This window comes from Nonomuraea composti (assembly GCF_012034275.1).
Lineage (GTDB): Bacteria > Actinomycetota > Actinomycetes > Streptosporangiales > Streptosporangiaceae > Nonomuraea > Nonomuraea composti.
The window spans coordinates 13,987-38,905 of sequence record NZ_JAATEP010000057.1 but is presented as its reverse complement, the minus strand read 5'-3'; the positions used below and the strand labels follow the sequence as shown (position 1 = coordinate 38,905).

The 24,919-nt window shown below is 74.5% G+C and carries 12 protein-coding genes and 2 pseudogenes; 4 read left to right on the top strand and 10 right to left on the bottom strand.

Annotated features, from left to right (window positions below; translation table 11 throughout):
• Positions 1–32 precede the first annotated feature (32 nt).
• The 3 genes from HCN51_RS47340 to HCN51_RS62725 all read right to left on the bottom strand — a co-directional run bounded on the left by HCN51_RS47340 (position 33) and on the right by HCN51_RS62725 (position 3,465).
• Positions 33–1,340: a phospholipase A2 gene (locus HCN51_RS47340; RefSeq protein WP_168018475.1), complete on the bottom strand. Its 1,308-nt coding sequence runs from the start codon at positions 1,338–1,340 to the stop codon at positions 33–35.
• A gap of 287 nt (positions 1,341–1,627) precedes the next feature.
• Positions 1,628–2,290: a response regulator gene (locus HCN51_RS47335; protein WP_168018474.1), complete on the bottom strand. Its 663-nt coding sequence runs from the start codon at positions 2,288–2,290 to the stop codon at positions 1,628–1,630.
• Entirely contained in the window at positions 2,287–3,465 is a 1,179-nt protein-coding gene (locus tag HCN51_RS62725; RefSeq protein WP_168018473.1) for a histidine kinase, read from the bottom strand. The genes HCN51_RS47335 and HCN51_RS62725 overlap by 4 nt, the downstream gene beginning before the upstream one ends.
• 150 nt (positions 3,466–3,615) lie before the next feature.
• Between HCN51_RS62725 and HCN51_RS47325 the strand changes: the two genes are divergently transcribed.
• Complete coding sequence (locus tag HCN51_RS47325) at positions 3,616–4,722, top strand: serine hydrolase domain-containing protein (RefSeq protein ID WP_168018472.1); 1,107 nt, start codon at positions 3,616–3,618, stop codon at positions 4,720–4,722.
• Between the two features lie 3 nt (positions 4,723–4,725).
• Here HCN51_RS47325 and HCN51_RS47320 read toward each other — a convergent pair whose 3' ends face one another.
• From HCN51_RS47320 to HCN51_RS47305, 6 genes and pseudogenes are all read right to left on the bottom strand, one after another.
• On the bottom strand, positions 4,726–5,526 hold the full coding sequence (locus tag HCN51_RS47320) for a hypothetical protein (RefSeq protein ID WP_168018471.1): 801 nt from the start codon (positions 5,524–5,526) through the stop codon (positions 4,726–4,728).
• 48 nt (positions 5,527–5,574) lie between these two features.
• The gene (locus tag HCN51_RS47315) at positions 5,575–6,549 is read right to left on the bottom strand and encodes a threonine ammonia-lyase (protein ID WP_168018470.1); all 975 of its coding nucleotides are present in this window, start codon (positions 6,547–6,549) and stop codon (positions 5,575–5,577) included.
• Positions 6,546–12,338 carry an amino acid adenylation domain-containing protein gene (locus tag HCN51_RS47310; protein ID WP_428981579.1) on the bottom strand — a complete coding sequence of 1,931 codons (5,793 nt, stop codon included), beginning with the start codon at positions 12,336–12,338 and terminating at the stop codon, positions 6,546–6,548. Before HCN51_RS47310 ends, HCN51_RS47315 begins: the two co-directional genes overlap by 4 nt.
• A pseudogene (locus HCN51_RS63210) lies at positions 12,321–13,559 on the bottom strand (amino acid adenylation domain-containing protein); the annotation flags it as partial. The gene HCN51_RS47310 and the pseudogene HCN51_RS63210, both read right to left, overlap by 18 nt.
• A gap of 138 nt (positions 13,560–13,697) precedes the next feature.
• Positions 13,698–14,861: pseudogene (locus tag HCN51_RS63205) on the bottom strand (condensation domain-containing protein); the annotation flags it as partial.
• A gap of 134 nt (positions 14,862–14,995) precedes the next feature.
• Positions 14,996–19,951, bottom strand: a complete 4,956-nt coding sequence (locus HCN51_RS47305; protein ID WP_168018468.1) for a non-ribosomal peptide synthetase — start codon at positions 19,949–19,951, stop codon at positions 14,996–14,998.
• 901 nt (positions 19,952–20,852) lie between these two features.
• Here HCN51_RS47305 and HCN51_RS47300 point away from each other — a divergent pair.
• Both HCN51_RS47300 and HCN51_RS62720 read left to right on the top strand, forming a co-directional pair.
• Entirely contained in the window at positions 20,853–21,398 is a 546-nt protein-coding gene (locus HCN51_RS47300; RefSeq protein ID WP_168018467.1) for a DUF4365 domain-containing protein, read from the top strand.
• A 93-nt stretch (positions 21,399–21,491) separates the two neighbouring features.
• Positions 21,492–22,175, top strand: a complete 684-nt coding sequence (locus tag HCN51_RS62720; protein WP_206068717.1) for an FCD domain-containing protein — start codon at positions 21,492–21,494, stop codon at positions 22,173–22,175.
• Between the two features lie 186 nt (positions 22,176–22,361).
• On the opposite strand, the gene HCN51_RS47290 is transcribed toward HCN51_RS62720, so the two are convergent.
• Positions 22,362–24,698: a beta-galactosidase gene (locus HCN51_RS47290; protein ID WP_346434051.1), complete on the bottom strand. Its 2,337-nt coding sequence runs from the start codon at positions 24,696–24,698 to the stop codon at positions 22,362–22,364.
• Between the two features lie 97 nt (positions 24,699–24,795).
• Between HCN51_RS47290 and HCN51_RS61855 the strand changes: the two genes are divergently transcribed.
• Entirely contained in the window at positions 24,796–24,918 is a 123-nt protein-coding gene (locus tag HCN51_RS61855) for a hypothetical protein (protein ID WP_277350266.1), read from the top strand.
• Position 24,919 lies beyond the last annotated feature (1 nt).

The window sequence follows — 24,919 nt, the reverse complement described above, 5'->3', positions numbered from 1 at the left end:
CTCCCTCTCAATTCCCCTCCCGTGTCGTCTGGCTAACTGGTGGCGTCGGCGCCGTTCTTCGGATCGCCCAGCCGCACCCCTTGGCGATAGGTCCAGGCCCACGCCGTGCAACCGAACGGCGAGCCGTAAGCGGCGCAGGTGCGGTCGAGCAGCGTGGTGTAGAACACGTCGTCCACCGCCGACTTCTTGTCGGGCGTCATGTGATAGGTCGCGCCCTTGTAGTAGTTCCCGATGACGCCGAAGCCGTAGTCGTGCATGTCGCAGGCGACGGTGAAGTCATACCCGCCCGGCTGGTTTCCGGTCGGCGACGAGCAGTGGTCGTAGGTGATGCCCATGACGGTGTGGCCCGTGGGCGTGGTCCTGGTGCTCGAGCTCCGCCAGCCGTAGTGGGCGACAGACGCGGCCCTGCACTCCGCCTGCGTGTACCACATCCACTGGGAGGCGTTGGGGCAGGTCGGCGGGTAGTTCATGATGCCGGCGGACGGGCTGTCGGCCGCCTTCACGAGGGTGGCCTTCGGCTCCCGCGCCCCGGAGAAGTCCAGGCTCCACGTGCCCGTGCCGGGCGACTTGAGCCGCGTCAGGTTCCCGGCCTGGTCGTAGGTGTAGGTCGAGACCGTGGAGGTTCCGCCCTTCTGCAGCGTCACGCTGCGCAGGTGGCCCTTGCGGTCGTAGCCGTAGGTCTCCAGCGTCTGGGCGGCCTCGTCCTTCGACTTGCTCTCCACCGACTTGAGGTGCCCGGCGAAGTCGCCGAGGCCGTCGGCCGTGGCCGTGGTCGTCTCCGCGTAGCTCAGCGCGAGAGTCCGCTGCGGGCCGGTGCCGGTGTCGAGGTCCGCGACGGCGGTCACGCGGCCCTTTTCGTCGTAGGTGACCTTGGAGGTGCCGGACGATCCCGCGCCGACCGTGGTCACGCGCCAGTCGCCGCCGACCCGCTCCCAGGTGAGCACCAGCGTGGTGTCCGCGCCCAGGACGATCGTCTCGGTCGCCTGGTCGGCGCCCACGGTCAGGGTCGATCCCGTGCTCGCCTTGTACGTCTTCTGGTCCGTGCCCGCCACCCGCGCGTACCGGATCGTCTCGCCCTCATGCAGGTCGGCGACCTGGGCGGCGGAATCGTCGGCGTCGAGCTGCCGGCTCGTCAGGCCGCCGAGGACGTCGGCCCGCCAGCCGGGGCCGAGCACGGACAGATCGGGGCGGGGCCGCGGCAGTTTCGCCGCCTGAATTTCACCGTCCGTTTGTCTGGTGAGGCGGTATTCGCGGTCGAAAGCGCCGGCGAAACCATTGCGCTCCGCGAACTGGAACGTGCGGGTCGCCGGGACGTAGAGCCCAGGACCTGTGATCTGCACGGCTCTGGTGGGCTGGGAAGGGGCGGCCGATGTCTCTGCGGTAGCGGGAGAAAGGGCGCTCACGACCGTCGCCGAACATAACGCGACAGCGATCGCGGCATGCAGGATGCGCATGCGGGTAATCTTCCTTTCGGTTGTGACCGGGGCCGGATGGTGCTCGGCCTAATGGGTGATCACCGTCGAGAAGTATTACTGGTGTAAAGAGACCTGTCAATGTTCGATAAATGGCGGACATGGCTATTCCGGGCGCTATTTAACCACGGTTTTCAGGCGGCTTGAATTCGTCGTCAGCGGTCGGAAGGGCGGACCAGATCGGTCTCGTAGGCCAGGATCGCCAGCTGGGTGCGGTCCCGCAGGCCCAGCTTGTTGATCAGGTGCGTCACGTGCGTCTTGACGGTGTGCGGGCTGATGAACAGGCGGCGGGCGATGTCGCCGTTCGAGTGCCCGGCGGCGACCAGCTTCAGGATCTCGTGCTCGCGTGGCGTCAGCCCCGACAACCGGGCTTGGGCATCGTGCGCGCGCGGGGGCCTGTGGGCGAACCGCTCGATCACCCGGCGGGTGACGCCCGGCGACAGCAGCGCCCCGCCCGCCGCGACGGAACGGACGGCGCCGCGCAGCTCGTCGGCGCGCACGTCCTTGGTGAGGAAACCGCTGGCGCCCAGGCGCAGCGCCTCGAAGACGTGCTCGTCGGTGTCGAACGTGGTCACGACGATCACCCGGCAGCCCGGCACCTCCCGCAGGATGCGTTCCGTGGCGGCCAGGCCGTCGAGGCCGGGCATGCGGATGTCCATCAGCGCCACGTCCGGCCGGTGCGCGCGGGCCTGACACACCGCGTCGTCACCGGTCGCGGCCTCACCGGCCACTGTGATGTCGGGCGCCCGGCCGAGCAGGGTACGGAACCCGGCCCGGACGAGCGCCTGGTCGTCGGCTATCAGGACGGTGATGGTCATCCCGGCCGCCCGGGTGGTGCCGGTATGACGGCTCGTACGACGAAACCGGCCTTGGTGGGGCCGGCGGTCAGCGTTCCACCCAGGGAGGCGACGCGCTCCCGCATGCCCGCGATGCCGTGCCCGGCGCCGCGGCCGTTGTCGGCGACGGTGACCTGGACGTCGCCGGTCGTGTGCCGGACGACGACCTCGGCGTGGCGGGCGTCCGCGTGCTTCACGGTGTTCGTCAGCGCCTCCTGGACCACCCGGTAGACCGTCCAGGCGAGCGGCGCCGGCACCGGTGCGCCCTCCTGCCGCACCGTCACGTCCAGCCCGGTGGCGCGGGCCAGCTCCACCAGCGCGGCCAGCTCCGTGGGCGCGGCCAGCTTCCCGGGCGCGGGCGGCTCCGTCTGAGGGGGCGGCTCCGTCTGAGGGGGCGGCTTCACCTGGGCGGATGGGCCGCCGCCGGGGGCGCTGGGGTCGTCGCGGAGGGCGCCGATCAGCGTGCGCAGCTCCGCCATGGCCTGCCCCCGGGCCTGCTGGGCCACCCGCACCGCCTCCCTGGCCGCGGCCGGGTCGGCGTCGAAGGCGTCCTCGGCCACGGTGAGCTGCACGCCGAGCACGGCCAGCGTGTGCGCGACGACGTCGTGCACGTCGCGGGCCATCGCCACGCGCTCCGTGGCCCGCAGCCGGGCGTGCGTCTCGTCCTTCAGCCGCCGCTCGGCCCGATGGGCGGCCGACCCGGCCAGGACGAGGGCCAGCCACAGCGCCTCGACGGCGAGCACCCGCCCCGACACGGCCGACCCCGCCGCCAGGAACAACGCCCCGCAGCCCGCCGCCCACCCGAGGTGCCCGCGCAGCACGGCCCGCGCGTACGCCAGGCTGGCCGGCCACACGAACGCCCCGGCCGTCAGCCCCGCCACGGCCAGCCCGAACACCAGCGTCGCCGAGGCGCCCAGCACGGCCCGCGGCCACCGCCGCCCGGCGACGTGCAGGACGGGCAGGGACACGGCCAGGGACACGAGCCCCGCCCATGACGTCCGGCCGCCGAGCAGCAGACTTCCCGCGACGACTCCGGCCCCGGCCGCCACCGCCCACCAGTCGACCTTCACCCGCACGAGGCTGACCGCCACCCACCCGCCGGCCTTCACCCGCACGACGCCGGCTCCGGTCGCCGCCGCCCACCTGTCGACCTTCACCCGCACGACGCTAACCGCCGCCCACCCGCCGGCCCAGACCCGCGCGGCCGAAATACGCGAAAGGATGACATCCTCAGCCGCAGGCGCAGGACCGCACCGCACCCCTGCTCCGATGTGCCGCCCCGGCCGCGACGCCTAGGTTCGGCGGCCATGAGAAGCCTCATCGCGCTGATCCTCGCCGCCACGCTCAACGTCGCCGCCCCTGCCCCTCAGGACCTCCGTGGTGCCGTCCAGGCGGTCGTGGACGCGGGCGCACCCGCCGCCGTGCTGGCCGTCCGTACCGAAGAAGGGCCGGAGGACGTCGCCGCAGGGGTCGCCGACACCCGCACCGGCCGCCCCGCGAGCACGGGCGACCGTTACCGCATCGCCAGCATCACCAAGACCTTCACCGCCGTGCTCGTCCTCCAGCTCGCCGCCGCGCGCGCGATCGACCTCGGCGCCCCCATCGGGCGGTACGTCGAGGGCGTCCCCGGCGGTTCCCGGATCACCATCAGGGACCTGCTCCGCCACACCAGCGGCCTGCCCGACTTCTACGACGCGCTCGGCCTGAGAACGTCGGCCGACTGGCGACGGCGCCGCCTCGAACGCCTCACCGACGACCGCCGCCTGTCGCTCGCCTTCGGCCTCGAACCGGCCCCACCCGGCGCCCCGGAGGCGACGTACTCGAACACCAACTACGTGCTGCTGGGCAAGCTCGTCGAGCACGTCACCCGCCGGCCGTACGCCGACGAGGTCGCCGGCCGCATCATCCGGCCGCTCCGCCTGCGCGACACCTACTACGCCGACGGGCAGCCCGCCATCCGGGGCCGCCACCTGCACGGATACATGCCCGGCGACCTGCCGGGCGAGCCGGACGCCGACTACGCCCACCTGACGGACTTCACCACCCAGACCGTCAACCAGAGCGGCCCGGCCGGCTCGATGATCTCCACGGTGCACGACCTGACCCGCTTCTACCAGGCCCTGTTCACCGGGCGGCTGCTGCCCCCCGCGCTCATGCGGGAGCTGACCGGCACCGTGCCCGTGCGCGGCAACCCCCTGCCGTGGGTGCGCGGCTTCGGGCTGGGCGTGCACCGGTACGACTTCGGCTGCGGCCCCGTGTACGGCCACATCGGCGGGGTCCGCGGCTACACGGGCATCGTCGTCAGCACCGCCGACGGCCGCCGCCAGGCCGCCATCGCCGTCACCCTCAACCCCAACCCGGCCGCCGTCCTCCCTGCTGCGGTCAAAGCCGTCACCGAGGCCATCTGCCCGTGACCGTCACCAGCCGCTGTCGATGAGGCGCTCGGGCGGAGCCGTGATCTTGACGGGGGATCCCCAGCCTCGGTAGACGATGTTCATCGTCATGGTGCCGGCGTCGCCGCCCTCTGGCTTGGTGAACTTCATGGTGGCGTGGAAGCGCCGGGGGAGATGGTCGGGGCCCGTCCAGAGCTTCCAGGTGATCTGCCCGCCGTAGGACCCCATGTCCTCGGTCCCGAACGAGATCCCGGCCTGCCTCTCGCCCAGGTCGAGCACCGTCACGGTGCCGCTGTGGAGGGTCGTCCGCACTCCCTCGACGGTGCCGCCATCGGCGGTGGCCGCGTCGTAAGAGGCGGCCAGGTCGAGGAAGCCCGGGTTGATCCCGTTGACCAGGTCCTTGCCCCAGACCACCCCGGCGAGGTTCTGCCAGGCGTCCCATTTCCCCAGCTTGGGCGGCGACTTCCAGATGTACTTGCCCTCGTCGGAGCGCACGTAGCTCTGCGAGTAGTAGTACCGGCCCATGGTGATCTGCCGTGACCGGCCCGTCGCGGCCGGCTCGCGGGAGATCACCGTGAGGTCGGCGGCGTACATGCCCGCGGCGTTGAAGCGGTACGCGCCGGAGATCGACAGGTCGTCCGAGGGCGGAGGGCCGCCGCGTCGCCTGACGGAGAAGCGCACGCTGCTCTTCTTCGCGAACTGCTTCTTGATCGCGGTGACGACGGAGCCGAGCGACTCCGGCGCGGGAGCCGCCTGCACGGCGCCGCCGGGGATCGCCACGCTCAGCACGCCGGCGACGACCAGCGCGGCGCTCACGCGTTTCATGCGCTGATCGTCCCAGACGATGATCACCATCTCGTCACGGCAAGAGGGTCAAGACAGGTGCACCAGCGGTTCCTCCCTGGTCTCCGTGCCGACCGCGACGTTGCCGCCGGACAGGACCGCGACCACCGGCCCCGGCGGCAGGTGCGCCCGGTGGGTGAGGTAGGCGGCGGTGGCGACGGCGCCGCTGGGCTCCGCGCGTTCGCCCAGCTCGCGCCAGAGGAGGGCGGCGGCGGTGTCGATGGCGTCCTCGGTGACGGTCACCATGTCGTCCACGTACCGGTGGATGTGCTCCCACGCCAGCGCGCCCAGCACCGGCGCGCGCAGCCCGTCGGCGCGTGTGCGGTAGGTCAGCTCCACCGGCCACGCCGTGCGCGTGCCCGCGCGGAAGCTGGCCGCGCCGTCGGCGGCCAGCTCGGGCTCGACGCCGATCACCCGGATCGCCGGGTCGGCGGCCTTGACGGCGACCGCGATCCCGGCCAGCAGGCCGCCGTTGCAGACGGGCACCAGGACGGCGCCCGCGTCCGGCAGGTCCAGGCGGATCTCGGTGCCGGCGCTGCCGTGCCCGGCGATCACGTCGAACGCGTCGGAGCCGACCACCGTCGCGCCGAACCGGTCGGCCAGCGCCAGGCACGCCTCCTCCCGCAGGGCGGGCGGCACGATCACCACCTCGGCGCCGAGCCGGCGCGCGGCCCGCACCTTCAGCTCCGGCGCGGTGTCCGGCAGGACGACGGTCGCCCGCACCCCCTGCTCGGCGGCGGCGTAGGCGATGGCCTGGGCGTGGTTGCCCGACGACTGCGCGATCACGTGCTGGACGCCGCGCCCGGCCAGCCGGCCCACGGCGTTGACCGCGCCGCGCACCTTGAAGGAGCGGGTGGGCTGCCGGTTCTCCGGCTTGACCCAGAGCCGTTCGCCGGGCAGCCGCAGCAGCGGCGTGCGCCGGACGTACGGGGCGATGCGGTCACCGGCCGCCCGGATGTCGGCCGCGGTGACAAGCTTTGTCCGCGCCGTCCCTTCCGCGTTCATGCGCTCAGCACCCTCTCCTGGACGGCGTCCAGGTCGGCGGCGGACTCCGACGGCGGCGCGGCGTCCGGGACGTGGTCCTCCAGGTGGTGCAGCGGCCGGTACCAGAGCCCCACCAGCCCCCAGACCACCAGGAACACGCCGCTGGCGAGCAGCACGGCGCCCGCGCCCCCGCCGGGCCCGCCGGCCAACCGGCCGGCCCAGGCCGCGAGCGGGTCGGCGGCGAGGAAGCCGAGCGGCTGCATGGCGGTGGCGATCATGATGTTCACCGCGAGCACCCGCCCCTGCAGCTCCGGCCCCACCTTGACCTGGATGATCGACAGCCAGTGCGCGTTGCCGATGCTCATGCACGCCAGCCGGACGAACAGCCCGGCCGCGACCAGCCACACGACCGGCCACACGCCCATGAGCACCACGCCGATCCCGGACCCGACGACGAAGCCGATCATGCCGGTGGCCCGCCGCCGGGTGCCGCCCCACACCAGCACGACGCCGGTGCCGACGGCCGCGCCGACGCCGCCGACGGCGGTGACCGCGCCGAGGTCCGCGGAGGTGCCGATGGCCAGCACGACGGGGGTGACGAGCACCCACATCAGGGCGGTGCAGAAGTTCACCACCGCGAAGTAGAGTGCCATGACGAGCAGCGGCCGCCGCCTGCGCAGGAACCGCCACCCGCCGGTGAGCGCCGCCGTGAACGTCTCCTCGCGCCGGCGGAACAGCCGGTCGGGGAAGCGCACCAGCAGCAGCGTCAGCACGCCGACCGCGAACGTGGCCACGTCCACGGCGACGACGGCCGACAACCCGAACAGGCCGATCAGCGCGCCGCCCGCGAGCGGCGCGACCACGTTGCCCGCGCCGAAGCCCACGTTCGCCAGCGCGTTGGCCTGCGGCAGGTACGGTTTCGGCACGAGCTGCGCGATCGCCGCCAGCCACGCGGGCTGCTGGAACGCCGACACGACCGAGGTCACGCCGACGATGAGGCAGACGTTCCAGAACTCCAGCCGCCCGGTGGTCAGCAGCAGCACCAGCGCCACCATCGCCAGCCCCGACAGCGCGTCGCAGGCCAGCATGATCTTGCGCCGGTCGACCCGGTCGGCCAGCGCGCCGCCGAGCGGGGTGAGCAGCACGGCCGGGATCTGCGCCAGCATCGTGACCAGCGCCAGGTCCAGGATCTCGCCGCTGCGCTGGTAGGCCCACACGCCGAGCGCGAACGAGCTGAGCGCCGTGCCCAGCGCCGAGACGATCTGCCCGGCCGCGACGGTGTAGAAGGGTTTCAGGCCGGTACGTTCCGGCGGGCGCACCGGGTCGGGCAGCGTTCCGGCCGCCCAGCGGGTCAGGTGCGCCAGCACGAGGGCGGCCAGCGGCTCGGCCTGGTGGCGCAGGAAGTAGTGCCCGGCCCTGGGCAGCACGGCCCGCTCCACCCGCGGCGCGAACGCCGCCCACTCGGTGTAGCGCTCCTCGTGCAGCTCGGTGGCGCGGTCCCGCTCCCCGACCAGACTCAGGATCGGCGCCCGCAAGGGCACGGCCTTGCCGGCCCGCTCAAGACCGCCCTCACGAGCGCCGTCACCGGCGGCCTCGCCGCTGAGTTCGCGGGTGAACCACTCCTGCGCCTGGTCGGCGTCATGCCGCATCGCCCGTACGGCGGTCCGCTTGGCGGCCTCGTCCATGTCGTCGAGCAGCCCGCCCGAGGCCCGCAACGCGTCGCGGAACATCCGGTCCGACACCCACCGGTCGCCGCCGAACAGCCGCCTGACCAGGCCGGGCAGCCGCGCCGCCGGGAAGCTGGCGGCGGCGATCACGCCCAGCACGGGCACGCCGTCCGCCTCCAGCCGGCGGGCCAGCGCGACGGCGGGCGCGGAGCCCACGCAGTGGCCGTAGATCGCCACGGGAGCGGACGCGGTGGCGGCCACCTCGGCGGCCAGCACGTCCACCAGCTCCTCCAGCGGCAGCGGCGGCTCGTCCGGGCGGGCGGGGTCGTGGCCGGGCAACTCGGCGGACAGCACCTCCACCCGGTCACCCAGCGCCTGGGCCAGCGGCTGGTACACCGCCGCGGACCCGCCGCCGTACGGCACGCACACCAGCGTGAACGCGCTGGTCCGGCCGCCGCCGAGGCGGTGCAGCAGCCCGCCGCCGTCCTCGCGCCCCAGGAACGCGGCCAGGTCGGCCACGGCCGGCCGGGTGAACAGGTCGATCACCCGCAGCCCGTGGCCGATCTCCTTGACCGCGCGCACCGCGGCGAACGAGTCGCCGCCGAGGGCGAAGAAGTCGTCGCCCGCGCCCACCCGATCCACGCCGAGCACTCGGGCGAACACCCCGGCGACCAGCTCCTCGGCCGGCGTCGAGGGCGCCGCGTACGCGGCCTGCTCGGCGACCGGCTCGGGCAGGGCGGCCCGGTCGATCTTCCCGTTCGGGTTGAGCGGCAGCCGGTCGAGGGGGACGACGTGCGCCGGCACCATGTAGTCGGGCAGCCGCTCGCGCAGCGCCGAGCGCACGGCCGCGGCCTGCACGCTCGCGGGCGTCACCCAGGCGGCGAGCTGCCTGGCCTTGCCCTCGCCGACGGGCAGCACCACGGCCTCCGCGACCTCGGGCAGGGCCCGCAGCGCGGTGGTGACCTCGCCCAGCTCGACGCGGTAACCCCGTACCTTCACCTGGTCGTCCACCCGCCCGCGGAACTCGATCCGCCCGTCGGAGGCGACGCGCAGCAGGTCGCCGCTGCGGTAGCAGCGGCCCTCCCCGGTCAGCGGGTCGGGGACGAACCGCTCGGCGGTCAGCTCCAGCCGGCCGATGTAGCCGCGGGTGACGCCGGGGCCGCCGACCACCAGCTCGCCGGGCACGCCGGGCGGCACCGGCCGCAGGGCCGCGTCCACCAGGTGCCCGTACACGCCGGGCAGCGGGCGGCCCAGCGGCACGATCCCGGTCCGCCGGTCGGCGGGCACCTCCTCGGTGTCGCACACCAGGCAGATCATCGTGGACTCGGTGTGCCCGTAGTGGCTCTGGATCCTGAGCCCCGGCCGGGCGGCCCTGGCCCGCTCCACCAGGTCCCACGGGCACGCCTCGCCCGCCAGGATCAGCAGCTCGCGCGGCAGGACGGCGGCCAGGTCGCCGCCCGAGGCCAGCAGCTCCAGGTGGCTCGGCACGCACTTGATGACGTCCACCTGGTGCTCGGCCAGGTAGCCGGCGAACGCGGCCGGGTCCATCGCGGTCTCGCGCGGCACCAGGTGCACCGTCCCGCCCGTCGTCAGCGCGCCGAACACGCAGGTCAGGCCGAAGTCGGCGGCCGGCGTCGAGACCACCGCGAACGACCCGCCGGGCACGCCGATGCGCGGCAGCATGCCGCCCAGGTAGTTCAGGACGCCGCCGTGCTCGGCCGCCACCGCCTTGGGCGTGCCGGTGGAGCCCGACGTGAAGATCACGTGGTGCAGGTGCTCCGGCCGGACGTCCACCTCGGGGCGCGTGTCCGGCAGGGACGGGAGCCGGTCGAGCGCCAGCACCCGCCGGCCGTCCCCGACCAGAGGCGCGAACTCGCTCACCGTCACCACGGCCCGCACCCCGGCGGCCTCCAGCATCGCGGCGATCCGCGCCGCCGGGTACGCCGGATCCATCGGCAGGTAGCCGCCGCCCGACTTCTGGATGCCGAACAACGCGCACGCCAGGCCCGCGCCCGGCTCCAGCAGCACGCCGACCGGCTCGTCCGCGCCCACCCCGGCCGCCAGCAGCCAGTGCGCGATCCGGTTCGCCTCCGCCTCCAGCTCCCCGTACGTCAGGGCACGATCGGCGCCCACCACGGCCGGGGCGCCCGGCGTCTCGTCCACCCAGCGCTCGACCAGGTGGTGCACCGCCCCGGCGGGCGGCTCCGGCGCCGGCCCGCCGGCCACGACCGGGCCCGTCACCGGCTCCAGCGGCACCGCGCCGACGGGCGCGTCCAGGTCGGCGAGCAGCCCGTCGAGCAGCGCCGCGTACCAGCGCGTCAGCTTGGCCGCCGTGCCCGGCTCGAACAGGTCCGTCCGGTACGCGAGCCCGCCGCGCAGCGGCACGCCCGGCCCGTCGTCGACCACGTGCCAGCTCAGGTCGAACTTCGTGGTCAGCTCCGGCAGGTGGATCTCGGACGCCTCCAGCCCCGGCAGCTCCGGCCCCGCCACGCCCGGCAGGTAGTTCAGCATCACCTGGAACAGGGGCGTCGCCGCCAGGTTCCGCTCCGGCCGCAGCCGGTCCACCACCCGGTCGAACGGCGTGCCCGCGTGCGCCAGCGCGCCCAGCGCCGACTCCCGCGCGCGGGCCAGGAGGTCACGGCCCGTCGGGTCGCCCGCCACGTCGGTCCTGACGACCACGGTGTTGAGGAAGCAGCCGACCACGCCCTCGGTGTCCGGATGGTCGCGGCCCGAGACGGGCACGCCCACCGCGATGTCCGTGCTCGCCGACAGCCGGGCCAGCAACGCCTGCAGCCCGGCCAGCAGCACGATGAACGGCGTGGAACGGTACGCGGCGGCCACCGCCCTGATCCGCTCGCTCAGCCCGGCCGGCAGCTCCAGGTCGATCGCCGCCCCACCCGGGTCGGGCACCGCCGGGCGCGGCCGGTCGGTGGGCAGGTCGAGCACCGGCGGCAGGCCGTCCAGATGGCCGGCCCACCAGTCCAGGTCGGCCGGGTCGGGGGTCGGCGGCACCTCGGCGTACTGGGCCGGGGGCGGCGCCAGCGGGGGGCGCAGGCCGAGGCGGGCGGCGTACAGGGCGGACAGCTCCGACAGCAGCAGGCCGCGCGTCCACGCGTCGGTGGCTATGTGGTGGAAGGTGAGCGAGAGCACATGCTCCCGCTCCCCGCTCGCCGCGCCGCCGTCGCTCACGAGGAGCAGCACCGCGCGCATCGGCGGCTCGCGGTCCAGTGCGAACGGTGTCGCCAGGTGCGCGGCCAGCACGTCCTCGACGTCCGAACGGTCCACGCGGGCCGTGGAGACCGGCACCTCGGCGGCGTCCCGCACCACCATCACCGGCTCGGGGCCGGAGTCGTCGATCACGCCGCGCAGCACGTGGTGCCGCTCGGCCAGGTCACGCACCGCGCCCAGCAACGCCTCCACTCGCAGCGGGCCGCGCAGCCGCAGCGCGACGGGCACGTTGTAGGCGCTGCTGTCCGGTTCGAGCTGCGCCAGGAACCACAGCCTGGCCTGCACCCCGGACAACGGCACCGGCCCGCCTACCGGTCCGTCCGCTTGTCCGACCCCTGGCCCGTTCGCCGGCTCGCCGGTCAGCGTGCGCCGCGCGCGTACGGGGGTGGCGGAGGCCGGGCGGGGGAGTGCGGCGGCCAGGTCGGCCAGCACCGGGTGCTCGAACAGCAGCCGCACCGGCACCGCCGCCCCCAGCCGCTCCCGCAGCCGCCCCGCCGCCCGGGTCGCCGCGAACGAGTGCCCGCCGAGGGCGAAGAAGTCGTCGTCCGCCCACACCTCGGCGAGCCCGAGCACGTCCGCCCAGACCTCGCCCACCAGGCGCTCCTCGGGAGTCGCCAGCGGCACCCGCACCGCCGGCCCCGCCTCAGGCACGGGCAGCGCCGCCCGGTCCACCTTGCCGTTCGGGGTGAGCGGCAGCGCCTCCAGCACGCCGATCGCGGCCGGCACCATGTAGTCGGGCAGCCGCTCCCGCAGCGCCGCCCGCACCTGGGCCGCATCGACCGTGGCCGGCGTCACCCAGGCGGCCAGGCGCCGCTCCAGCCCGTCGCCGACCGGCTGCACGTACGCCTCCGCGACCTGCGGCAGGGCCCGCAACGCCGCGGCGACCTCGCCCAGCTCGACGCGGAACCCGCGCACCTTCACCTGGTCGTCGATCCGCCCCAGGAACTCGACCAGCCCGCCCTCGGTCACCCGGACCCGGTCGCCGGTCCGGTACCAGCCATCGGTGAAGCGTTCCGCGGTGAGGTCGGGCCGCCCCAGGTAGCCGCGCGCCACGCTGGGCCCGCCGATCCACAGCTCCCCGGGCACGCCGGTCGGCAACGCCCGTCCGGACGGATCGGCCACCCGGCACACCACGTCGGCCAGCGGCCGCCCCAACGGCGCCCGGCCGTGACCCTGACGCGAGCCTTGACCCGCGTCCCGGCCCGTCTCCGCGCCCGTGTCCTCGCCCAGCTGGGCCAGAGCCTCGCCGGCGTCGCAGGCCAGCACTGACACCGTGGTCTCGGTGGGGCCGTAGTGGATCTGCACCTCCAGGTCCGGCCGCGCCTGCCTGACCCGCGCCACCAGGTCCGCCGGCACCGCCTCGCCGGCCAGGATCAGCAGCTTCCCGGGTAACGCGGCCGTGCCGAGGAGTTCGAGCTGGCTGGGCACCATCTTGATGGCGTCCACGGGGTGCGCCGCCAGGCGGGCGGCGAACGCGGCCGGGTCCGTGGCCGTCTCGTGGTCGATCAGGTGGAGGGTGGCGCCCGTGGTGAGGGCGCACCACACGTTCGTCATGCCGAGGTCGGCGGCGGCGGTGGAGACCAGCGCGAACGAGCCGAGCCCCGCGGGGATGACCTCCGCCACCGCGCCGAGATAGTGCGTGATGTGCCGGTGCTCGACCGCGACGCCCTTCGGCCGCCCGGTCGATCCCGACGTGTAGATGACGTACGCCAGGTGCTCCGGCCGCACGTCCACGCCGGGACGCTCGCCGGACGCCTGCGCCGCGTCGGCCAGTTCGGCGTCCGTGAGCACGATCCGCGCGCCGGCGTCGGCCACCACCGCCCGGTTGCGCCGCTCCGGGTAGACGGGGTCGAGCGGCAGGTAGGCCGCGCCCGCCTTGAGCACGCCGAGCAGGGCGACCACCAGCTCGGGCCGCCGCTCCAGCAGCACCCCGACCGGCTCCTCGGGCCGCACCCCGCGCTCCAGCAGCCAATGAGCCACCTGGTTGGCACGCCGCTCCAGCTCCGCATACGTGAGCGAGCCGTCCGCGACCGTGCCCGTGGGCGAGCCGGCCCGCGCCGCGCCAGCGAGCGAGCCGTCCGCGACCGCGTCCGTCGGTAGGGCGATCGCGATCGCGTCCGGGTGGAGGTCGGCCATCCGCTCGACCAGCGTGTGCAGCGGCACGTCCACGGGCAGGTCCGCGGCGCGGCCGCGCAGGTCGTCGCCGGACGGCAGCCGTACCGGCGCGTCCGGGGCGGTGAGCATGCCGTCCAGCAGCTCCAGGTACCAGCCGGCCAGCCGCCGCACGGTGGCCTCGTCGAACAGGTCCGTGCGGTAGCGCAGCTCGCCGGAGAAGCGGGTGCCGTCGTCGCCCAGCTCCAGGTTCAGGTCGAACTTGGCGGTCGGCGCGGGCGGCGTCCCCACCTCGACCTCCAGCCCGGGCAGCGACACGGGCGCGCCGGTGTCGTAGACGTTGAGCATCACCTGGAACAGCGGCGTGACCGCGAGGTTCCGCTCGGGTTGCAGCCGCTCCACGACCCGCTCGAACGGCGTGCCGGCGTGCGCGAACGCGTCCAGCGCCGCCGCGCGGGCCCGCGCCAGCAGCTCCGCGCCGCTCGGGTCGCCCGAGGTGTCGCCGCGCACGACGAGGGTGTTGATGAAGCAGCCGACGACCCGCTCGGCGTCGGGGTGGTGCCGGCCCGCGTGCGGCACCCCGATCGCGATGTCGTCGGTGCCGGACAGCCGGCTCAGCAACGCCTGCAGCCCGGCCAGGAACACCATGAACGGGGACGTCCCCGTTACCGCCCGTACCTTCGCCGACAGCGCCTCCGGCACCTCCACCGGGACCGCCGCACCATCCCAGGTGGGCACGGGCGGGCGCGGCCGGGCCAGCGGCAGGTCGAGCACCGGCGGCAGGCCCGCCAGGTGCCCGGCCCACCAGTCGAGGTCGGTGTCCGGCCGGCCGGCCTCCCACGCGGCCACGTCCGCGTACTGCAGGGACGGGGGAGCGGGGGGCGGCTCCAGGCCGAGGCGGGCGGCGTACAGGTGGGCGAGGTCGTCCAGCAGGACGCGCTCCGACCAGGCGTCGGTGGCGATGTGGTGGAAGGTGAGCGCGAGCACGCACTCGTCGTCCCCGACCCTGAACACCGTGGCCCGCAGCGGCGGCTCCGCGTCCAGCCGGAACGGCCGCCACGCGTGCCCGGCCAGCTCCCGCTCCAGCTCGGCCGGCTCGACGTCCACCACGGACACGGGGACGGTGGCGGCGGGGCGCACGCGTCCGTCCTCGATGACGCCGCGCAGGATCCAGTGCCGCTCCGCCAGGTCCGCCACCGCGCCGGTCAGGGCGGCGACGTCCACCGGGCCGCGTAACCGCAACGTCAGCGGCACGTTGTAGGCGGGGGTGTCCGGTTCGAGCTGGGCCAGGAACCACAGCCGCTCCTGCGCCGGCGACAGCGGCATGTCGGTCGCCGACGTCGCCGGGATGCCCGGGGCCTTGCCGTTCTGCTCAGTGGCGGCTGCCTGCTCGTTCTGCTTGAGGGCGGCGGCGAGCCTGGACCGGACGAGCTGCGCGATCCGGTCCTCACGTACCTCGGTCATCCCTCGATCCCCTCCATCAGGTCGGCGGCCAGCAGCTCCTCCAGCGCGGCGGCGAAGTCGGCGAGCACCGGGCGGTCGAACAGCAACCGCACGGGCACGGCGACCTGCAACATCTCGCGCAGGCGGGCGGCCACCCTGGTCGCGGCGAACGAGGCGCCGCCGAGGGCGAAGAAGTCGTCGCCGGCCCAGACCTCGGGACGTTCGAGCACCTCGGCCCAGACGGCGGCCACCAGCAGCTCGGCGTCGGTGGCGGGCGCGGTGCGCGGCGGTTCGGGGCCGGTGTCCGGCTCCGGCAGCGCGTCCCGATCGACCTTGCCGCTGGGCAGCGTGGGCAGGGCCGGCAGGGCGACCCACCGGCGCGGCACCATGTGCCCGGGCAACCGGGACCGGGCGTGCCGCTCGATCGCGGCCAGGTCCGCCGTCTCCGGCACGACGTAGCCGACCAGGTGGGCATCCGCCCCCGCCCCCGCCACGGTCACCACGACGTCGCTCAACGCGGGCCCGGTGGTCCCGGCGTCGGCCCTCGCCGGCCCGGTCGGGGCAGCACCGGTCGTCCCGGCGTCGGCCATCGCGGGCTCAGGCAGTGCGGGCTTGGTCGCTGCGGGCCTGGCCGGCTCGCGCAGCACGGCCTCGATCTCGCCCAGCTCGATCCGGTACCCGCGGACCTTCACCTGGTGGTCGCGGCGGCCGTGGAACTCCAGCGTCCCGTCCGGACGCCAGCGCACCAGGTCGCCGGTGCGGTAGCAGCGGCCGCCCGGCGCGAACGGGTCGTCCACGAACGCGGCCGCCGTCAGGTCCGGCCGGCCCCGGTAGCCGCGCGCCACCCCGGCGCCGCCCAGCAGCAGCTCGCCGACCGCGCCCGGCGGCACCAGCCGCAGCCGCGCGTCCACCACGTACGCCCGCTCGCCCGGCATCGGCGCCCCGATCGGCACCCGGTCGCCCTCGTGCGCCCGCACCCGGTGCAACGTCGAGGTGACGGTCGTCTCCGTGGGCCCGTACGCGTTCCACAGCTCGCCGACGCGCAGCAGGATCTGCTCGGCCAGCGCCGGATCCAGCGCCTCCCCGCCCGCGACCGCGCGCAGCGCCGGGCCGCCCGCCCAGCCGGCCGCGACCAGCATCCGGTACGAGGTCGGCACCAGGTCGATCACCGTGGCCCCGCTCGTCGTGATCAGCTCGGCCAGCGCGTGCCCGTCGGTGGCCGTGGCCCGGTCCACCACGACGGACGTGCCGCCGGCGGCCAGGACGCTCCACAGCTCGGAGGCGGAGGCGTCGAAGCTCAGCGGCGCGACCGCGGGCTGCACGTCGGCCGGGCCGAGCCGCAGCGTCGAGATCATCCCGGCCACGAGCGCGGCCAGCCCGCCGTGCGTCACCTCGACCCCCTTGGGGGCGCCGGTGGAGCCGGAGGTGTAGGTGACGTACGCCAGGTCCTCGGAACGCACCTCGGGCAGGTCAGCGCGCGGCCCCGCCGCCAGCCGGTCCGCGTCGAGCACCACCGGCCCGTCCGCTCGGAGCGCCGCCGGGAGATCGGCGTCGTGCGCCACCGGCCCGTCCGCGTTCTCCGCTTCGCCGCGCGTCAGCACCACGCGGGCGCCCGCGTCGGCGATCAGCAGGCGCAGCCGCTCGGCCGGGTGTTCCGGGTCCAGCGGCAGGTACGCCGCCCCCGCCCGCCACACCCCGAGCAGCACCGCCGGCAACACCCGGTCCCGTGGCACGCGGACCCCGACCACGTCGCCCCGCGACACCCCGTGCGCCAGCAGCCCGGCGGCGATCCGGTCGGCCCGGTCGTTCAGCTCCGCGTGGGTGAGCACGGCACCATCGGGACCGGCCACGGCCGTGCCCGAAGCATGCGCCGCGAGCATCACCGGCACTGGAGGCAGCTCACCCGGCAGCGCCGGCCCGGCCGCGCGGTCCAGCAGCGCCGCCCGCTCGTCCGGCGTGACCGGCTCGAACGTGGCGACCACCAGGTCAGGCTCGGCAACCACGCGCCGCAGCACCCAGAGCAGCCGATCCAGGTACGCCCCGGCCGCCTCCCGCTCGAGCAGCGCGACCGCGTACTCCAGGTGCAGCTCGGCCCCGGCGGCCGTCCGGTTGACGAGGACGCTGAACTCGTGGACCGCCGCCCCGGACCCGACCTCGGTGAGCAGTTCGAGGCGGCCGGCGCGGACCGGCACGTCGGCGTGCTGCATGGCGAGCAGGACGGGGGCGCGGGGCAGGTCCGCGGGTGGCACCTCCTGGTGGACGAGCGCCCGCGTGGTGGCCTGCCCGGCCTGCCGGACGAGGTCGCGGAAGGTCGGCGCGGCGTCGGGCCGCAGGCGTACCGGAACGGTGTCGATGAGCGGCCCGACGACGCGGGCCAGCTCGGGCCGGGCGCGCCGCGCGGCGACCATGCCGACCAGCGTGTCGGGCTCGCCGGTGAGGAGGGCGAGCGCGGCCACGTACACGGCGAACGGGGTGGCGCCGCAGGCGCGGGCCAGCGCGGCGATGCCGTCGGTGAGCTCGCCGGGCAGCGGCCTGATCAGCCGGGACGTCGTCAGGTCGGCGGGCGGCGGCCCCGCCACCGGCGCCCCGGCCAGCTCGTCCCGCCAGAACGCGCGCAGCCGGGCGAGGTCGGGCCGGTCCTCCCGCTCGCGTACGGCGAGGCCGGGCCGGTCCTCCTGCCCGCGGACCGCGACATCGGGGCGGTCCTCCTGCTCGCGGACCGCGACGTCGCCGAGCTGCACCGCCGGCTCGGGCACGGGCTCGCCCGCGAGCTCGGCGGCCAGTTCCTCCATGAGCACGCCCACGGAGCCGCCGTCGAAGGCGAGGTGGTCGGTGACGAGCACCAGCTCGGCCGCGTCGTCCGCGACGGGGCACAGGCTGGCGCGCAGCAGCGGCACCTCGCCGGTCACGTCGAACACGTGCTCCGCCGCGGCCTGCGCCACCTTCACCGGGTCCGCGCCGGCGGGGTGCTCGACGAGGGGGACGGCGACGGGCGGGTGCACGACCGCGTACGGGACGCCGTCCTCCCCGACGGAGACCGTGCTGCGCAGGGCCTCGTGCCGGCGCAGGACCGCGTCCAGCGCGGAGCGCAGCGGCGCGCTCCCGCTCAGCCCCCGCACGCGCAGCCGCACGGACACGGTGGTGACCGGGCTGTGCGGGTGGAGCTGGCGCAACGTCCAGAACTCGCGTTGCGCGGCGGTGAGCGGATGCCGGGTGCGGCCGGTGCGCCGCACCGGCGCCGAGCCGGGGTCGCGCAGGCGCGCCGCCAGCCCGGCCGCGGTCGGCTCGGTCAGGAACGCCGCCAGGGGCACGGTGTGCCCGAGCCGCCGCGACAGCTCGGTCACGACCCGGGCGGCGGCCAGCGAGTGCCCGCCCAGGTCGGGGAACCGGTCGTGCACGCCCACCTCGGGCAGGCCCAGCACGTCGGCGATCACCTCGGCCACCTGGCGCTCGTCCTCCGTGCGCGGCGCGACGAAGGCGGCGTCGCCGGTCCGGGCGGCGCCCAGCTTGGGCAGGGCCGCGCGGTCCACCTTGCCGGTGGGGCCGATCGGCAGCTCGTCCTGGACGCCGATCCTGGCCGGGACCAGGTGATCGGGCAGGCGGTCGCGCAGCCAGTCGCGCAGCTCGGGCTCGGTGACGCCGGAGGCCGCCACGTGCGCGGCGAGGTAGGCGATGCCGTCGCCGTCGGTGTGCGACAGGACGACGGCGCGGCGTACGGCGGGATGGCGGTCCAGCGCCACCTCGACCTCGCCCAGCTCCACCCGGTAGCCGCGGATCTTGACCTGGTCGTCGGCGCGGCCCACGTACCGCAGCTCGCCGTCCACCCACCGGACCAGGTCACCGCTGCGGTAGACGCGGGTGCCGTCCGGCTCGGTGCGGAACGCCGGCGACTCGTGGCCCAGGTAGCCGCGGGTCACGCCGGGCCCGCCGATCCACAGCTCGCCCACCTCGCCGTCCGGGACGGGCCGGCCGTCGGTGTCGCGCACGCTGAGCAGCGCGCCGGCCATCGGCTCGCCCAGCGGCGGCTCGCCCTGGTAGTCGCGGGTGACCTCGAACATGGTGGAGCCGGTGGTGCACTCGGTGGGGCCGTACATGTTGAGCACCCGCCGTACACCAGGGTTGGCGAACATGCGCGCGACCAGGGCGGCCGTCAGCCGTTCGCCGCCGGACAGCACCATGCGCACGCCGTCCGGCAGCGGCTCGCGCAGCAGCACCGACAGCGCCGACGGGACGCCGAAGACCGTGCGCACCTCGTCGCGGGCGGGCAGCGTGGGCAGCGACAGCACGGTGTCCGCCATGATGACGGTGCCGCCGGCGTACAGCGGCGTGAAGATCTGCGTGATGGAGGCGTCGAAGCAGATGGAGGAGCCGGCCAGCATGCCGCTCAGCTCCTCGGCGGTGTAGTGGGACGCCTCCCAGCGCACCAGGTTCATGGTGTTGCGGTGCTCCACGACCACGCCCTTGGGGCGGCCGGTGGAGCCGGAGGTGTAGATGACGTACGCGGCGTCGCCCGGCTCGCCGGGCACCTCGGGCCCGTGCCCGGCGGGCGTGACGTCGTCGACGAGCACCGTGCCGGCGCCGGTCAGCGCCGCGGTGTCGCGCCGCACGGCCGAGGTGACCACCGCGCTCACGGCGGCGTCCTCGGCCATGAACCGTAACCGCTCCGCCGGGTACGCCGGATCCAGCGGCACGTAGGCCGCGCCCGCCTTCAGCACCCCGATCAGCGCGGGCACCAGCCACTCGTCGCGGTCGAGGCAGATGCCCGCCAGGTCACCGCGTCCGACACCCCGCGCGGCCAGCGCGTGGGCGACCCCGTTGGCCCTGCGGTCGAGCTCGGCGTAGGTCAGCCGGGTCGTGCCCGCGACGACGGCGACGCGATCGGGCGTCCGCCGGCACTGCTCCTCCAACGCCTCGTGCAGGCGGCGGGGCGAGTCTGTGAGAGGGCGGTTCGCGCCCGTCACATCCGTAGTCATGTGTCCTCTTTCCAGCAATGGTCGAACGTGCACGGATGGGCGGCTCCCGAAAGGGCCCATCCCTCGGTGACCGTCATCGCGGGCCCGGGCGAGGTCGTCGCCGGGCGGGCGGGGTCGTGCGAGCGGTCAACTGTCGCGGGGCCGGCGGGGCGCGGGTCGTCTGCTGATCACTGCTCCCTTCGCCGAAGACCAGGGGCGTCCGCACAGCAGCATGGGTGACGCGGCTTGCCGCTGACTTGGAACCTGCCGTGATCTTGCTTGCAGGAGGGGCGCGTCATCGGCCGATCGGCTCGGAACGGCTCGACCGGCGATAGGGGACGCACCGGCGCGCAGCGTCGACCAACACGCGCAAACCTCCTGGACCGGCGACGGGTGTACGTCGGGCTCCGGACCTGAACGAGGCACGCGACCTCGCCCCCGCACCGGGGCGCCAGCCCACCATGATCCTCTTCACCGGGGCCGAACCGCAATCGGTATCAGCGTGCGAACACGGACATCACGTGGAGGGAGGTGATCGCCAGTACCTCTCAGCCCTTCCGCCGCCGGACGACGCCGGAGAGCAGGACGGCCCCGGTGAGGGCCCAGCTCGCGAGACGAACCACCCGCCGGGCCCGCCCCATGGCCGAGCAGCGAGACAGGGGAGGCCGGCACCGCGCCGTGGCGTTGGTTCGAACGGCCTTGGAGAAGGAATGTCTTATTCCCGGAATGAATGGCCGGCTTCACGCAACGATATGGCACCCTCGTTCGGTCGCGAGCGATTTCACACATTCAGGGTGTCCGTAAAGGCCGGAGAAGTGATGCTTCTCGGGCGTCGTCAAAGCGAAATCTCTCTCCTCTTGGCGGCGCGAAAGATACTCTCTAGCGTGCTGCGGATCGGGCGGTCGGTGGTGAGGGAGACTGCGTGCTGGACCAGCGGAACCATCAAGGCAAGTTCGCCGAAGACTATGTGAGGGTGCTTGCTTCGGCGGCGGGTCTCCTCGTCTATCAGGACGATCTCGACTACGACGGCATCGACCTGGGCTTTCGATATCCAGGAAGGGCGGGATATATCGCCTCGCCCGCCATCGAGGTACAGGTCAAGTCATGGTCGGCGCCGCTGTGCAAGGGGCCGGATCTGCAGTTTCGCGGGCTGAACGAGGTGCAGTACAACAAGCTCGTCGCCGGTCCGTTTCTCGTCCCGCGTTACCTGTTCCTCGTCGTGGTCCCTTCCGAGAGCGACCGTTACGCGCGCGTGGAGACCGAGGGGCTGACGTTGAGCCGGCTCTGCTACTACCGGGGGTTCGAGGGCGAGCCGCCCATCGCCGACCCGAGCACCAAGCGGCAGGTTCCCATCCAGGTGCCGCTGGGGAACGTTCTCACGGTCCGCGCGTTACGCGAGCTCGTCGCTCGGCAGAATGCCACTCCGCCTCGCTGGAGTCAAAATAAAGAGGATTACTTCCTGCACTAGTATGTTTTTGAGGAGACGGAGGAGGTGGCCGGAGGCGCGGGCGTGGCATGATTCCGCCATGACGGAGATCGGCAGATCGGGGCGCATGACCGGGTGGTCAGCAGCCTGGGCACCGCCATCGTCAACGGCGACCTCGCCCCTGACGACGACCTCGACGTGGCGGCGCTCCAGGAGCGCTTCTCGGTGAGCAGGACCGCCGTGCGCGAGGCGCTGCGCGTGCTCGCCGCCAAGGGCCTGGTGGGCGCGCGGCCCCGGCGCGGCACCTTCGTGGCGCCGCGCGGGCACTGGGCGCTCCTCGACGCCGACGTGCTGCGCTGGCGCTTCGCCGACCGGGTGGACGAGACGTTCCTCGACGAGCTGGGCGAGGTCCGGCTCACCGTCGAGCCGGTCGTGGCCCGCATGGCCGCCCTGCGCCGCACCGACCGCGACCTCGCCGACCTGGAGGACGCCCTGGCCGCCATGCGCACGGCGGCGGGCCGGGTCGCCGTCGATCACGTCGAGGCCGACCTGGCCTTCCACCACGCGCTGCTGCGGGCCGCGCACAACGAGCTGATGACGCAGCTGGCCACCGCGATCGAGGCGGGGCTGCGGCTGCGCGACCAGTTCGTGCCCGCCACGCTCACCAGCGACTCCGCCGACAAGCACGCCGAGGTGCTGCTGGCCGTGCGCAAGCAGCGGCCGAAGGCGGCCGAGAGCACGATGCGGGCGCTCATCGAGCGCTCGATCGCGGACGTCGAGCTGGCCAAGAAGGTGCACGGGGAGCAGGCACAGCACTGAACGGCGGCCTGCCGGGCTCTCGTCGTTACCTGGGCCACGCCGGCGACCGCCACCGCCTGCTCCACGGCGGCCATCGCCCGCGCCCCGGCGCCGGCCAGGGTCTCCATCACCGCGTTCAGATGGCGGGACTCGGCGCTCTGATGACGGCGATGACGGGCAGCGCGGCCGGCGCCTCGTCCAGGGCGGTCATCCCGCGTCCTCGACGATCACGGTGCGGGGCACCGGGACGAGGGTGACCGAGCGCAGCTCCAGGGCCGGACGGGCGGCGGGCTGCACCTGAGGCGAGAGGAACACGGGGGCGTCCGCGCCCAGCGGCAGCAGCTTGATCTCGATCCCGTGCTCAAGCACCTCCTCTCGGAAGCGGCGCAGCCCGATCTCCCAGGCGGGGCCGTACCAGAACTGGTCGGCCACCAGCCGGCCGCCGATGTAGGCGCGGCCCACGTCGCCGGTCCAGTCGAGCCGCAGCAGCACCTCCTCCTCGCCCGTGAACGCCTCGCGGGGGACGGTGACGCGGTACACGGCGGCCTGCTCGAAGTCGGCGTCGGTGGGCGCGGAGGCCCGTCCGGAGGCGGGATCGATGACCGGGGGCCGCGCCGGTCCCGCCTGCCTGACCTCCTCCACCTTGGCCTCGGGCGCCCGGCCGCCGCCGGTGGCCGCCGGCAGCAGGCCGAACACGCCGTCGGTGCCCGTCGCGGAGGGCGGGGCGGGGAAGATCCGTACGTCGGAGGAGCCCTCGCCGTAGACGACCAGGCGGCCTTCCTCGATCACCACGGGCCGCTCGCTCAGCACCAGCCGGTCGGCGCCCCACAGCCGCCCCTGGGCGGCGGTCAGGGCCTGGCCGGCGTCCAGCACCAGGACGGCCGCGCGGGCGCCGGCCGCGTCACGCACCCGCAGCAGGCAGCCGGTGCCCGGCGTGAGGTCGGAGACCACGAGGTGGTCGCCGTCGCGCTCCACCGTCGCGGGGCCCTCGACCTCGGTGGTGGCGTCGAAGACGAGTTCCACCGGGATGCCGGCCGTCTGGCAGAAGACGTGCACCGGCTCGTCGCCCTCCAGCACCCCCATGGGCTGCGCGGTGGCGGTCAGCAGCAGGCTCCCGCCGACCGGGCGGGCCAGCGGCCAGACGAAGTACGCCCCGGACGGCACCGTCACCGGCTCGCGCGGCACGACCAGCTCGCGCCCGCCCAGCTCGACCGCGAACCGCACCTCCTCGTGGGCGGGCAGCGTCTCGACCGGCTGGTGGTTGTTGACGAACAGGAACCCCGAACGGCCGTCGGAGCGCACGCACCAGCGCAGCGTCTCCCGGTCGGCGGTGTCGGCGGGGGCGTCCGGCGGCATCGTCAGCGTCATGGTGGCCAGGTCGGGCCCGTCGGCGGCCAGCCACAGATGCTGCAGCCGCAGGTGCCGGAACGAGTCGCGGAACTGGCCGTACTCGCCGAGCGGCGCCTGGAAGTCGTAGTTGATCACCGGGCAGTCGTTGGGGTAGCCGGTGGCGTGCGACTCCTGCAGCGTGGACAGCGCGCCGATCTTCTGGGACGCCCCGTGGTACATGTAGTAGCCCTGCCACACCGACCCGCTGCCCAGCTTCACCAGCCCGAGCGCGGCGATGTCGGGCGCCTCGATGATCGGCCGGCGGTGGTAGGAGGTGTACATGCCGCCGCCCAGCTCGCACGTGGCGAACGGGTAGCGGGCCAGGTGGCTCTCGTCCGAGCCGGTCACCTCGGTGGTGCGCAGGTCCGCGCCGATCGAGTCGTCGTCCCGGCCGGGGCCGAAGAAGTAGTGGGCCCGGCTCTGCTGCGGCCAGCCGTCGTGCGCGGTGTCCCACGCCGCCTCCGGGTAGCCGCCGAACAGCGGGATCACCTCGTCCGGCGGCAACCGCGCGTGTCCCCACCCGGTCGCCGTCCACAGCGGCGCGTCGATGCCGGCCGCCTGGGCGATCCGCTTCAGCGTGACGAGGTGGCCCGGCTGGTCGTGCAGCTCGTTCTCCACCTGCACCGCCACCACCGGGCCGCCGTGCCCGCGGGTCAGGCCGGACAGCTGGGCGCCGATCTGCTCGAACAGCGGCCGGACCAGCTCGATGTAGCGGGGGTCGTCGGTGCGTGGCACGCAGCCGGTTGCCGGCACCCAGTCGGGGAAGCCGCCGTTACGCGACTCGCCGTGCCCCCACGGGCCGATCCGCACCACCACGTCGAGCCCCAGCTCGGCGCAGGTGGTCACGAACCGGCGCAGGTCGCGGTCGCCGCTCCAGTCGAAGACGCCGCGCCGCTCCTCGTGCAGGTTCCAGAAGATGTACGTGGCGACCGCCGTCACCCCGCCCGCCCGCACCTTCAGCAGCTCCTCCCGCCACTCGCCGGCGGGATAGCGGCCGTAGTGGAACTCCCCCATGATCGGGAACCAGGGCCGGCCGCCCCGGCTCAGGTGCCGGGAGTTCACGGTGATCGCGTCGGGCTGGTGGGGGAGGTCGCCCAGCCGCAGGTGGCCTTCCATGGGTGGGGGGATCAGGCCGGGGATGTCGAGTCGTCGCACGGCTGCACAGTACTGTGACTGCGCGAAAAAACTACTAGTTAGGGTGTGGCGCCGGCCGCCCCGCCGGGTCCGTCAGGGCAGGCGCTCGAAGCGCGGGATGCGCGGCCGGCCCGCGCTCGAACCCGTGCGCGGCCAGCTCGCCGGCCCCGTGCTCGCGGCGCGGCTGTGGACCGCGACCGCCGACCTGGCCGGCCTCGATCCGTGCGCGTTCCTCCGGTGAA

Coding starts and splice junctions, on each gene's coding strand:
- HCN51_RS47325 (WP_168018472.1), top strand. CDS start 3,616: ATGAGAAGCCTCATCGCGCTGATCCTCGCCGCCACGCTCAACGTCGCC.
- HCN51_RS47335 (WP_168018474.1), bottom strand. CDS start 2,290: ATGACCATCACCGTCCTGATAGCCGACGACCAGGCGCTCGTCCGGGCC.
- HCN51_RS61855 (WP_277350266.1), top strand. CDS start 24,796: ATGCGCGGCCGGCCCGCGCTCGAACCCGTGCGCGGCCAGCTCGCCGGC.
- HCN51_RS47305 (WP_168018468.1), bottom strand. CDS start 19,951: ATGACTACGGATGTGACGGGCGCGAACCGCCCTCTCACAGACTCGCCC.
- HCN51_RS47320 (WP_168018471.1), bottom strand. CDS start 5,526: ATGAAACGCGTGAGCGCCGCGCTGGTCGTCGCCGGCGTGCTGAGCGTG.
- HCN51_RS47315 (WP_168018470.1), bottom strand. CDS start 6,549: ATGAACGCGGAAGGGACGGCGCGGACAAAGCTTGTCACCGCGGCCGAC.